This window comes from Rhizorhapis suberifaciens, assembly GCF_014200045.1.
Taxonomy (GTDB): Bacteria; Pseudomonadota; Alphaproteobacteria; order Sphingomonadales; family Sphingomonadaceae; genus Rhizorhapis; species Rhizorhapis suberifaciens.
The window spans coordinates 138,618-150,872 of the sequence record NZ_JACHOV010000011.1 but is presented as its reverse complement, the minus strand read 5'-3'; the positions used below and the strand labels follow the sequence as shown (position 1 = coordinate 150,872).

Genomic DNA, 12,255 nt, shown 5'->3' with positions numbered 1-12,255 from the left:
TGCTTTGCCCATGATCCACCTCCAAAGAGAAGGAATCACAAATCTCACGCCAGGGGAATCCCCAGCGATTCACATTTCCAATCCGACGCTCTAGGTAATCAGGCGCGCCCTTCGTGACAACCTCGCTTCCACAAACTGTTCTCAGGGCGAACATATGTCATACATCTATCGATGCTCGTTCAGGCCGAACATCGTGGGTTATCCGCTCATCAGCAATATGCAGGGAAAACGCCGAGCACGCTTTGGAAGTACAGGGGCGGACGATGGCTATATCCGTTTCGCCCCCATATTTCGGTTCAAAATCAGAACTTGTACGCGACAGTGCCTCCAAATGTGGCGGGCTGGCCTGGGTAGCGCACGATCACATCCGCGACGCGGACGACGTTAGAGACATAGAATTTATTGAAAATATTCTTGCCCCAGATGTAGGCGCGCCACTTGCCGTCGTGCGCCTGAACGCCAAGCTGACTATCCACCAACGTGTAGGAGGGAATCTCGAACACCTTCAGCCCCGCCTGTTCGACCGCCGTCTGATTTGGTGGGACGAAGGCCGACGAGGTCTTGCCGCGATAGGCAACGTTGGCGCCGACGAATGCGTCAAGTGTTGAGGAGATGGGCGTCGTGTAGTTCACGTCGCCGTTCAGGCTCCACTTAGGCGCAAAATTGAAAGGGGAGCCTGAGAAGTCGCGCAGCAAGCTATTGGTCTGGAGAACGGTCTGCCCGATATATTCCAGGACCTTGCTCTTGATGTACGTGGCGCTGCCCGAAAGTGTCAGGCCAGAAACCGGCCGCAAAATGAGCGACCCCTCCGCGCCTTGCAATCTCGATTTCGGGATTGTGTCTTGGCCGCCGATGTTCCCGAATGGCGGTCCGACGAAAATTCGCGCGCGGACCTGCTTATCAACGTAATCGTACCGGAACACAGCGCCCTCGACACGCAGCCAGCGACCAATGCCCGCGCGACCACCAAGTTCATAAGAAGTCAGCTTTTCCTGAACCACCGGATCGTAGGCTACCAAGTCAACTGTATTCAAGGATGAGAAGTTGCCCGCCTTGAAGCCGCGGCTGACGCGCGTCAGGATCGCGCGATTTCTACAGTTTGATGCAAGCGCCGACGCGGCCATTGCATGACTTGCCCTACCCCCAATGGACATCCCTTGGCATCGGCCGTGTCGGAAACAGGAACAGATGAAGTCAAGCCGGCGCATACACCATACGCTGCTCCATTTCGGCGGCGCGGACGATTGTTTCCAGCAACTCGTGCCGACGGACGCCGTGGTCGAAGTCGGTTTCGCATCGGCTGCCGGTCGCAAGCGCCTCAGCAAAGTGCCGAAACATGTGCGCGGCATCAATGGATGGGCCAGGCGGCGTTTCGTCGGGCACTAGTCGGTAGCGATCTGGAACAGTCATGGGCTGCATTGGCTTGCCAAGCGCCGATGTACCGAGCATCTCGAAATCGAACGGCACTCCCGGGTGCCGTTCACGATAGTCGATGTCGTTGCCCGTCGTAATGACGATGGCCCCCGAAGAACCGCTGATCTCGAGGAAAAAAGCTTGGTAGGTCGGGCTGTTTTGCTTAAGCAGCACCGAAACGACGGCATTGTCGGCAAGTCGCCCCTGCACCAGGATATGATCCTTGTCCGTCAGCGGGACAACCTCGCCCGTGATCAGGCGGACGCGATCCATCTCAGTTTCCATATAGCATTGGATGTCGCTGAATTCGCCGACATAGGCGGCAAGCGTATCGAACCCGTGTCCGCCCATGATGCGCAAGCCCGCCTTCGCTGCCTCAATAAAGTCGCAATACTCGGGCGTGAGGTCCATCTGCGCCATCTGGTCGTTCGATCGGCTGAAAGTGACCGCGTGAAGCTTGCCGATAAAACCCTCGGCGATCAGGTCGCGCACGTAGCGGACGATCGGCGCGTAGCGCGTCTGCAGCCCCACGAGTGTGCGCGCGCCCTTGGCGCGAGCGAAATCGCGCATCTCGAGCGCTTGGCCGATGTTCGTCCCGAATGGCCACTCGCAGAAGACGTGCTTGCCCGCCTCGATTGCCGGCATGACCAGCGCGTGGTGGTCGGCCGAGCTGGTGCTGACACAGATCATGTCCAGATCGGGCTGGCGCACCATTTCCAGATAATCGCCGTACGCACGCGGAATCCCGTGGGCGACGGCCGCCGCATCTGCGTTGGCCTGATTACGCGAGGCGACCGCGACCAGCTCATACTCGGGCAGCGATTTAAGAGCGGGCACATGCGCGGTCGAAGCCCAGGCGAATTTGTTCGCGCTGGCTCCTATAATTCCAATCCTAATCCGACGAGCAGATACCATAACTCACTCCCCCGTAATCATTCTAATAAGACCGTCGAAGAATTCGAGCATCGATCTTGTCTGGATATGCGCAGACGCCGATGAGATTGCGCCAACAACCTCCAAACGAGTTTGCGTATTTAGATGCTGACTATCGGATTTAAACGAAAGTTGGCTTGTAGTAGCTTCATCTCGATCTAGAAACCGCCTCAGGGATTCACCCCGGCAAGCCATGACTGATGCAAAATATGCCTATCTGTGTCAAGTAGCCAAAAAATGGCAAGGTGTTGCTGATTGGTTTGTGGTTCCGATCGAACGCGTCAGCCAAACATGCGATCAAGACAAAGGCAAAGTCGTCGGTATAGACCGCCCACCAAGAAAGGGAATCCAGAGCCTCCAGACAATGCGCTTCTCGTCGGTATCAGGCCCGCGGGGTTTCCACTGGCCTATCCAATTCAAAATGCACCCGCAGCGGTAAGCTTGCTCATTGCGGCGTGACAACCCTATGCACCAGACCCATTCCACAATCTGGCGTTCCTTCAAGGGCAAAGATGCAATACTCGCCCACGGGATCGAGGCTACCGAAACACTTGCACGGCGTCGATGACCGGCCAAGCGGCGTCTCATCGGACATTAACCGGTAGCGCCCCGGGGAGAGTCATGGGTTGCCTCATTCCAATCGGCGGCTTGTTCAGAATTCGAAGCCCAAGGTGACGCCGTAGGTACGCGGCGGGCCTGCAACAAACGGATAACCCGATGGCCCCTCTTGAGTGGCAGCGAAGACGGCGATTTTCTCGTCGACAAGATTTTTCACCCATGCTGCGGTGCTGATCTTGTCGCTGGGACGCAAACGGATCTGTGCATTGACGAGATGGTAGGGCTTCTGGTTCAGAAAGTTGTCCGGTTCCCAAAAGAAGCCGTCGTTATAGGCATAATCGGTCGACAGATCCAACGCCCCAACCGCGGTTTCCATTATATATTGCAGACCTGCGACAGCGGTCAGCTTGGCCGCCATCGGCGTGCGATTGCCGGATGCATCGATCGCGATCTGCGGCGAGACAGAACCAAACGGAGCGACGGGATTAGGTGGCCCGCTCGGCGCGCCCAGATAGCGTCGGTATTTCGAATTTAGATAAGTCGCTCCGAACGTCATCGTCAAGCTTCGCGTCACTTTGAGGCCACCCTCCAGATCGACCCCCGTCACGCGCGAACTGTCTGCATTCGAAAGCACCACAGCGCCATTGTTAAGTAGTTGCACCTGTGGGTTACCAATATCGTAGCGAAATATAGCCGCATTAATCCGGAGCCTGCGATTGAAAAGCTCGCTCTTCAACCCGACCTCATAAGCGTCGAGTGTCTCGGGCTTGTTGGGGACACCGCTGAAAGGCAGCAGGTTGAAATTTGACGATTTGTAACCTCGGCTGAATGATGCATAGCCGAGGATGTTCTCACCAAACTCGTAATCTGCCGCAACCTTGAAGGTCAACTTGTTGGTCCTGTCGCGCCCTGTCACCACCGGTCCCGGAATGAACGCTATTCCGTTTGCAACACTGATATCATTATGACCGCTGCCACTAAGCCGGTCCATCGTGTAGCGAACCCCGCCGGTGATCTTGAGCCGTGGGAGAATTGGGTAAGTCGCCTGCGCATACCCAGCATAGGATTTCGCGCGTTGCCGACCGTAAATGCTGAAACTGTTTACGATGGAATCGCCTACTACGTCGTTTGGAAAGAATGCTGAACCTTGGAATGCGAGCGGATCATACTTTCCAGATGCGTTGTAGTAGAAAAGTCCAACGATCCACGACAGCCTTTCGCCGGGCGCATTCGAGAGCTGCAACTCTTGAGTAATCTGCTCGACCTTGCTGAACAAATCAGCGCGGTAGTTCGGGCGAGGGCCATAGTCGCCATCAATGAGTTGATGCTCTTTATCGTGAAGATAGGCAGTAATGCTCTTGAGACGCAGATTGCCCAATTCCTGCTCGACGCGGAGTGATCCGCCCCACGCCCGCGCGAGGTTGTGATTGTCCAGATCACTCCGTTGATCGTAGAAATCGAGCGGCGGCGCGGCGCTGAATGACGCCGGCGTACCGGCGATTGGAGGCGACTGCAGGCCTTGCGTCGTACCTGGATAGGTGTTTCCGAGCGCCCCATTCCGGGCATACGCATAAAAGCCGCTCAAGAGGATATGCGTACGGTCGCCCAGTTCAATCAAGAGTTTTGTGCGGGCAGTGAAGTCGTCAGAGAAAGTCGCACGATGACCCGAAGTGATGTTGCGACCGTAACCGTGGCCCTGCTTGGTTCCGGCTACCGCAATGTCCAGGGCAGCTTTTTCCCCTAGCCCGGTCGTAGCGTAAACGTCGCCATGAACCGTGCTGAACGAACCGTAGCCAATATGCCCGCGCAACGAGGTCGAATGCGATGGGTCAGGTGTTATAATCTGGATAACGCCGCCGCTGGAGTTGCGACCGAATAACGTGCCCTGTGGCCCCTTCAGAACCTCCATCCGCTCAATGTTTGCTAAAGAGAAAAATCCGGATGGAAGTCGGCTGAAATAAACGCCATCGACATAAACCGCGACACTGGCTTCGTTTCCAACTGGGTTGGCCGTGTTACCGACGCCCCGCAGGAACGGGATCACTTCTCCACTGGCGTTGCTCAACTGAAGTCCCGGCGTGAGCGTAGCGACTTCGAGAACATTGTTGATACCCCGCGCCTCAAGGGAGCGACCGCTGAAAGCTGTAACCGCAATGGGAATTTTCTGAAGGCTTTCTGACCTTTTCTGCGCGGTTACGACTATCTCGTCGAGCTGGAATTCAGGTGAAACAGCATCGGATGACGACTGGGAAGCCGGGGCACTGTCTTGGCTATCGGTCGTTTGCGACAAGGCAGGTGTCGCCCATAGCGAAATGAAAGCCAGCGCCGAAGCGCGTAGGATCACCGGGTGTGCTGCTCTCTTCATTCTAATCCCCCCTGTCTGAACCTTTTCGGCACCTTGTTTTAGTATGCTATTACAGAAACCTTGATCAAAGATGTGATAGATTGACTACCGATCTTCGAAGTCTATATTATCTGACAGTTCTTCATGACGTGCTTAACCAGCATGAGTCTCAATTCATCTATCAGGTACTTGGGCGATCCAGCATGTTCGGATCCTGGAACATTATGCCCCTGGCACCCACGTCGTCTTCATCTCGGACGCATCGAGAGGCTCATTGCCGAACAGGGTCCAGCTATAGTCGTCGGACGTGCCGCCGTAGTTGCGTTTGCCCATGCTACCCAATGGAAAGACCGCATCATCCCAGGGCATGCTCTTGCCCATATCGCGGCACCAGTCATAGGTCGCTACGCGATGGATGAACTTCCAGGCCGAGCCGCGCTTCTCAAGCCGGTCGTTGTAGCGACCGCCAAGGAAAGCGTCCTTGGTTTCGCTGCCCTCGGTGATGCGATGATAAGCGAAAAAATAGGTTTCGACATTGGCGTAGTTGTCGTGGATCTCAATGCACGACTGGCCGAGCATATGGCCCATTCGCATCGTTGGCCACATCAGCGCCATCGCGTCGGCGAACTTCGCGCCGGTGGACTGCATCATGCCGTGATCGTCCCAGCCGTCTGGCCAGTAGGTCGAGGCGAGCAGCTCGGAATCCTGCCGGTCCATACCGCGGCTGTAGCGCGCGAGATTGTGGCGGATCTTCTCTCGGTCGAGTAGCTCCTCCATGGTGATGTCGATCTCTTCCTGTCGCATCTCTCTCTCCGAGCGTTTCTTTTGGTGTCTAAAGGCGCAGCCCTTGCTGCTTGAGCAGCGGCAGGACGCGCTGCTCGAAATATTTGAGTTCCTCGACATAATCGATGAAACCCAGAAAGACGCCGTCGATCCCCGCATCCTTCACTACCTGCAACCCCTCGGCCACCTGTTCAGGTGTGCCGACGAGCGCATGACCACCTGATCCAGCGACAAACTTGGCGAGGAATTCGGGCTTGAGATGCTCGCCAAAGGTCTGGACGTTCATGCCGGCGGCGAAATTGTTGGCTGCCTCCCAGTCGCCATGCTCCAGTATCGACTGGTAGGCGGCCTTCGCCTCGGCCTCGGTATCGCGGCATACCACGATCACGAGCGTAAGCATGCCGATCCTGCGGTGGTACTTGGACCACGCGGTCTCGCGGATCGCCGCGCAATAGCTTTTCGCCTGCTCGGGTGTGGTGAAGCTGGTGTAGTTGAAGTCGGCGTAGCGCGCCGAATAGTCGATCCCAGCCGGTGATCCGCCAGCGTTGATGAGTACCGGACGCGGCTGGACCGGCTTGGGCGCCGCCTCGCAACCAACGAGTTGGAAGTAGTCGCCGTCAAAATCGAATGGCTCAGGGTTTGCCCACAATCCGTCGACTATCCTCAGCCACTCCGCGCCATAGGCATAGCGGTCGGCGTGTGGGCGCGACGTCACGCCCAGCATCGCCATTTCGGCCTCGTTCCAGCCCATCACGATGTTAAGCCCTGCGCGTCCACCCGAGATATGGTCGATCGTCGCGATCGCCTTGGCGGCGGCCACCGGATTCACGACGTTCACATGCACAGTGGCGAACGTCATCGCGTAATTAGTCTGCGCGGCGAGGCCGGCGGCATAGGTCAGCGTCTCGAAATTCTCGCCTGCATAGTTCGTTCGTCCCCCGAAACCGCGCCAGCGCGCGACGGGGACAATCATCTCGAAGCCCATTCGATCAACCTGTTGGGCGATCGCGCGGCTATGCTCCCAAGTTACGGCGAACGAACTTGGCGGATCAGCCATGAATACTGTACCGCTCGAATTTACCGAGAACACGCCGAATTTGAGCGGCTGCGTATTGTAGAGCGGCACATGCTCGGCTCGGTATTCGGCAAGTGCGGCTTCCGGAGCCACGTTGCCTGACGCTACAGCCATGTATCCTCACCTTTTTATTTTTCTAGCGCTGTGATAATCCTTGCACCACTGGAATAAAAGGCAGCCTTTCGCGAAAACACTTTTCCGCAGATGGGATAATTATGTCGGCGCAAAACTGGATCGGCTACATGCATATGTTCGTAGCCGTCGCGCGGACAAAGAACTTCACCCGCGCTGCTGCGGCGCTGGATATGCCCATTTCCACTTTATCCCGACGCATTGCCGAACTAGAGACGGCGATCGGGCTCCGGTTGCTTAACCGCACCACCCGCCGCGTCGAGTTGACCGAGGATGGTGCAAACTATTTCGCGCGGGCCGAGCGCATTGTCGAGGACGTGCGGCTTGCGCATGAGGCGATTCGCAACCGCGTCGAAACTCCGGGCGGTGTGCTGCGCGTTGCCATGCCCGAGGAGGTCGCCACCCACGTTGCCGCGCCTTGGCTCGCAGAGTTCACTGCCCGCTACCCTCACATGTCCATCGAAATCGACACTGCGCCAACCCACATCGATCCCGTGGCCGACAATTTTGACGTGTGTATCCTCCTGAACGCGGTGCGCGACAGCTCATTTACGATACGCCGGCTCGCCACCTTTAGCTTATCCTTATTCGCCTCGCCCGCTTACGTAGCCGCCAACGGGCTGCCCGAGCACCCGCACGATTTAGTGGACCACCAATGCATTTGCGTGGGGCCGCGCGAGCCGGGACGCGCGATCTGGACGCTGTCGCGGGGTCAAGAGCATTTCGCAGTGGAGGTGGCCGGCCGCGTCGCCTCAGTCAGCCACGATCTCGGGCTCGAGTTGGCGCGCCATGGACTTGGCATCGCCGCCGGCATAACTCGCAACTATGCCACCGACGTGGCGGAAAAGCGGCTGGTGCCGGTGCTTGATAAATGGCAGTGCGATCCGTTGATGGTCTCTGCAATTACCCCCACCAAACTGATCCCGGCGAAGACGCGTGTCTTTTTGGATTTCTTCGCCGTGCGGATGAACGACATGCGGAAGCAGATTGGCTGAGATTGCCACTGCACTGCGCTTACCCTGAATCGAAAGTCCGCCTATTGTGCAGCCGACAGGACATAAACTGATCGTTGCGGTGCACAGCGCGGGCCGGGCGTAACCAGCGACTGTGCAGTTTGGGGCAGGTCCTAGGGCGCCAAGCACCGCTCTCGTGTCACTATGGCGCTCGGCGCGTCGGCGTCGGTGATGACGACGTCGATGCCGCCTTTGGTGGCTTAAATCTGGCCACCACACTCGTTCCCCTAAGCGTATCTCGTGCTACAACGGCGGCAAAGGGGTGCATCGTGAAGCGAATCGAATACGGACATGTCGTGGGCGGCATTCGGGATCGTCGGCGGGCCGATCTGATCGCCGAAATACACCGCATCGCGCTACGAAAGTTCAGCGATCAGGGATATGACGAAATGTCCCTAAAGGACATCTGCGAAGAGGCCGGGATTTCGCTTCGCACCCTCTTCCGTCACTTCAAGGGGAAGGACGCAATCCTCGGCCACGGGATCGAAGCCATCGAACGCCGGATCGGCGAACGAATAGCCGAACGCCCTCGTGACGAGCCGCTACTGGATACTTATCGTTACGCAATAGACGAAATGTTAACGGACTTCTCGACGAGTCCGGAGCACGCCCGCCTCACCCAGAGACTGCTGGAGGAAGTTCCCGCGATACGGGGCCAATACCTCGTCCCTTCGGCCGAGCATCGGACCGATACTGTGGATGAGGAACTCGCCCACCGCCTCGGCCGCGCGACCGGCGACGGCCAGGTCCGACTGCTGCGCACGATCCTCGTGATCGCCGTCGTTCAGGCGATTACCGAATGGACCAGCGAGGGAGCGACCAAGGACTTGCGCCACCTGGTACGAGACAATCTCGATCTGCTCCAACCCGTCATCGATCGGATCCGCGCTCGGCCCGCTTCTTAAACTAAACCTCGTTCATCCGCCGTGCTCCTGCGCGTTGGATGTACAGCGTTCACGGCGACCCGGGTTACCGGTGCTTCCCGTTTGTCCCTCCACGCCCTTGCCATCCGACAGAAGACCACACGTCCCATAACTCTGCGCGACCGCATCGAATATCGAAATATCGCCTCTGCTCCGTGCGATCAGTTGCGCGCCGGAAAGTGCGGCATAAATGGCCAACGCGTGCGCTCGAGCATTTTCGTGGGACACCGCTCGTGACGCAGAGATCATGCCCGCAATCCAGGTGACATTGTCTTCCACGAACCCTTCTATCTCGTCTTTGACGGGGTCCGGCAATTCATCATACTCTGCACCCAGGAGACCGCAGAGGCACATGCGATTGCCGTTTTCAAGCGTCTGCCTGAACCCATTCACATACGCATTCAAACAAGCCCCGAGGTCGGGCAAATGATCGCTTATCGTTCTGAACCCGTCGCGCACATATTCGCGGTATCGGCGGACCAATGCCGCTCCGAGGTCCGCCTTGGAAGGAAAATGATAATGGATGCTGGCGCTCTTGATCCCGACGACCTTGGCCAGTTCCCGGAAACTCAAGCCATTATAGCCACGCGCCTGGACGATCGGCATCGCCGCCGCCAAAATCGTGTCTCTTGTATCAGCCATGCTTAAATCGGTCCCTTCAAGATTGCGTTATAGCCGTTGACATCGAATACGGGAAGTCATACCCCATCGCTACCTGCCGACAGGTAGGGAGTCGGGAAACGCTCAAGTGGACCGGAATGGTCCCGGTAAATGACGACGTGAGCGTGTTTCGCCTAGGGAATCGGCAAAAATGCTGATCTGCAAAGGGAGAGGAAATCATGAGCGGAGGGACTTGTCGTCTTTTGCTGGCGGGTGCTTCGGTGCTGGCCGTGATCGGTTCACAACCGGCGCTTGCACAGGTAGCTGCACAGACTGCGGTACTCGCACCCGACGCGCCGGCCCAGGGGGATGGCGCCCAATTGGAAGAAATCGTCGTGACGGCACAGAAGCGATCGGAGAATCTTCAGTCCGTGCCCGTTTCGGTGACCGCATTCACGGCCAACTCGCTAGAGGCGCGCGGCGTGACATCGCTTCTCGATGTCGCGGGTCTGGCTCCCAGCCTGTCGCTTCCCGTACAGAATGGTGTGGTTCTGCCCTTCCTGCGCGGTATCGGCAATTCGGCCAACAATCCCGGCAACGAAGGCAGCGTCGCGGTTTACGTCGACGGCGTCTATTTCACGCGGCTTTCGTCCGGCTTCTTCTCTCTCAGCAACATCGAGCGGGTCGAAGTCCTGAAAGGCCCGCAAGGCACGCTCTTCGGTCGCAATGCCAGCGGAGGTGTCGTCCAGATCATCACGCAGGATCCTTCACATGATTTCGGCGGGAAAGCACATATCGGGTACGGCAATTACAACACGTTGACGGGTGATCTTTACATGACCACCGGACTTGGCGACCAAGCGGCGATCGACCTTTCGGTCGCCGGGCGCCGGCAGGGCGATGGCTACGGCATCAATCGCGCCACGGGCAACCGTGCCAATTATCACGACGACTTTATCGTTCGCAGCAAGTTGCTGATCGAACCATCCGATCGAACGAAGATAGTTCTGAGCGGTTTCTATGCTTATTCGAACTCCTCCGCTCAAGACAGTTTCGTGCCAGGCACTTCGCAAGGTTATCAGTCGGCTCCCTTTGATCGTGCAACGCCAAACGCGTTTTATGATGTCAACTCGGACATCGATCCCCATTCTCGCCAGCAGACTTGGGGCGGCTCCATCAAGTTGAAGCAGGATCTCGGGTTCGCAGAATTCAGCAGCATCTCCGCCTACCTGCACGACAAAGAGGATCTTTTGTTTGACTTAGACAATGGACCGAGGGCTGATGGATACGGGCAATTCCCGGTCAGTATCAATCAGTATACGCAAGAGTTTCAGCTGGCGAATTCCGCTCGGAGCGGAATCCAGTGGATCTTGGGCTTATTCTATTACAATACCACGACCAAGATCGACGCGTTGAATTTCCAGGGGCGACAATTCTTTCCGGGCGACGTGCTTGGCGACAGCGATCTTAACGAACTGAGGCTGGGAGCTCGCCAAGTTGCCAAGTCCTATGCGGGCTTTGCCCAGGCTAGTGCGGAAGTCTTGCCCAAGGTCAAGCTTACCGCCGGTCTGCGCTACACCAAAGATGATCTCAGGGGGACTGGGTCCACAGCGATCACGTTAAGCAACGCTCAGGTAGCGTCGTTTCCAAGCGCGCCGGGCAAGTACAACGATAATAAGCTCACGTTCCGAACCGCAGTCGATTATCAGGTCGCGGATGACGCAATGATCTTCGGGTCGTTCAGCCGCGGGTACAAATCGGGCGTCTTCAATCTGCTCGGATTCGATCCCAACGCCACGAAACCCGAGGTCGTCGACGCCTATGAGATCGGCCTGAAGAGCGAACTTTTCGATCGCCGCCTACGCTTCAACATCTCCGCGTTCTGGTACGACATCAAGAACCCCCAGGTGCAGTTGCTGATCGGCAACGTGACCGTTTTGGCAAATGCGCAGAAGGCGCGCACGCGGGGGGTCGAATTCGATGGGCTGGTACGCGTTACGAATGGACTGACGATCGACTTCGGCGCGACAGTACTCGACTCGACCTATCGCCGCTATCTGGGCGCGCCCGATGGGCCGATCAATCTCCTCCCTCCCTACGGCTCGGTCAACCCGCTGCGCAGCATCGACGCATCCGGCAATCGAACACCATATGGTGCCAAATTCACAGCGCATCTCGGGGCACAGTATAACGTCCAAACGTCTATCGGACAGATAACGGCATCAGCCGATTACAACTATAACAGCGGCAATTATTTCGAACCGAACAATTTCCTGCGGCAGCCGCCCTATCATATGGTGAACTCCCAGCTGACACTGAAGCCGAATGACAGTTTCAGCGTATCTGTCTGGAGCCGCAACATCGCCAACGAAAAGATCCTCTCGTACGCCGGCACACAAGTCGGTGCGACGGGCTATCCCTATATTCCGGCCGCACCCAGGACCTGGGGCACCACCGCCGGTGTCAATTTTTAGGAGCGTA

9 protein-coding genes are annotated in these 12,255 nt (G+C 57.3%); 3 read left to right on the top strand and 6 right to left on the bottom strand.

Translation table 11 applies throughout. From position 1 onward, the window contains the following. Positions 1-302: 302 nt before the first annotated feature. From HNQ99_RS14110 to HNQ99_RS14090, 5 genes are all read right to left on the bottom strand, one after another. Positions 303-1,124, bottom strand: a complete 822-nt coding sequence (locus tag HNQ99_RS14110; RefSeq protein ID WP_184476747.1) for a TonB-dependent receptor domain-containing protein — start codon at positions 1,122-1,124, stop codon at positions 303-305. Between the two features lie 70 nt (positions 1,125-1,194). Next, positions 1,195-2,328: a Gfo/Idh/MocA family protein gene (locus tag HNQ99_RS14105; RefSeq protein WP_184476745.1), complete on the bottom strand. Its 1,134-nt coding sequence runs from the start codon at positions 2,326-2,328 to the stop codon at positions 1,195-1,197. Positions 2,329-2,998: 670 nt separating this feature from the next. Continuing rightward, positions 2,999-5,194, bottom strand: a complete 2,196-nt coding sequence (locus HNQ99_RS14100; protein ID WP_184476744.1) for a TonB-dependent receptor — start codon at positions 5,192-5,194, stop codon at positions 2,999-3,001. 276 nt (positions 5,195-5,470) lie between these two features. Further along, a complete protein-coding gene (locus HNQ99_RS14095) occupies positions 5,471-6,052 on the bottom strand; it encodes a nuclear transport factor 2 family protein (protein WP_184476742.1) in 582 nt (193 codons plus the stop codon). A 28-nt stretch (positions 6,053-6,080) separates the two neighbouring features. Beyond that, complete coding sequence (locus tag HNQ99_RS14090) at positions 6,081-7,220, bottom strand: LLM class flavin-dependent oxidoreductase (protein ID WP_184476740.1); 1,140 nt, start codon at positions 7,218-7,220, stop codon at positions 6,081-6,083. A gap of 101 nt (positions 7,221-7,321) precedes the next feature. On the opposite strand from HNQ99_RS14090, the gene HNQ99_RS14085 reads away from it, so the two are divergent. After that, a complete protein-coding gene (locus HNQ99_RS14085; protein WP_184476738.1) occupies positions 7,322-8,233 on the top strand; it encodes a LysR family transcriptional regulator in 912 nt (303 codons plus the stop codon). Positions 8,234-8,520: 287 nt separating this feature from the next. Further along, complete coding sequence (locus HNQ99_RS16810) at positions 8,521-9,156, top strand: TetR/AcrR family transcriptional regulator (RefSeq protein ID WP_184476736.1); 636 nt, start codon at positions 8,521-8,523, stop codon at positions 9,154-9,156. 12 nt (positions 9,157-9,168) lie between these two features. On the opposite strand, the gene HNQ99_RS14075 is transcribed toward HNQ99_RS16810, so the two are convergent. Then, positions 9,169-9,816 carry a TetR/AcrR family transcriptional regulator gene (locus tag HNQ99_RS14075; protein WP_184476734.1) on the bottom strand — a complete coding sequence of 216 codons (648 nt, stop codon included), beginning with the start codon at positions 9,814-9,816 and terminating at the stop codon, positions 9,169-9,171. 197 nt (positions 9,817-10,013) lie between these two features. Here HNQ99_RS14075 and HNQ99_RS14070 point away from each other — a divergent pair, with 197 nt between their 5' ends. After that, positions 10,014-12,248, top strand: a complete 2,235-nt coding sequence (locus HNQ99_RS14070; protein ID WP_184476732.1) for a TonB-dependent receptor — start codon at positions 10,014-10,016, stop codon at positions 12,246-12,248. Positions 12,249-12,255 lie beyond the last annotated feature (7 nt).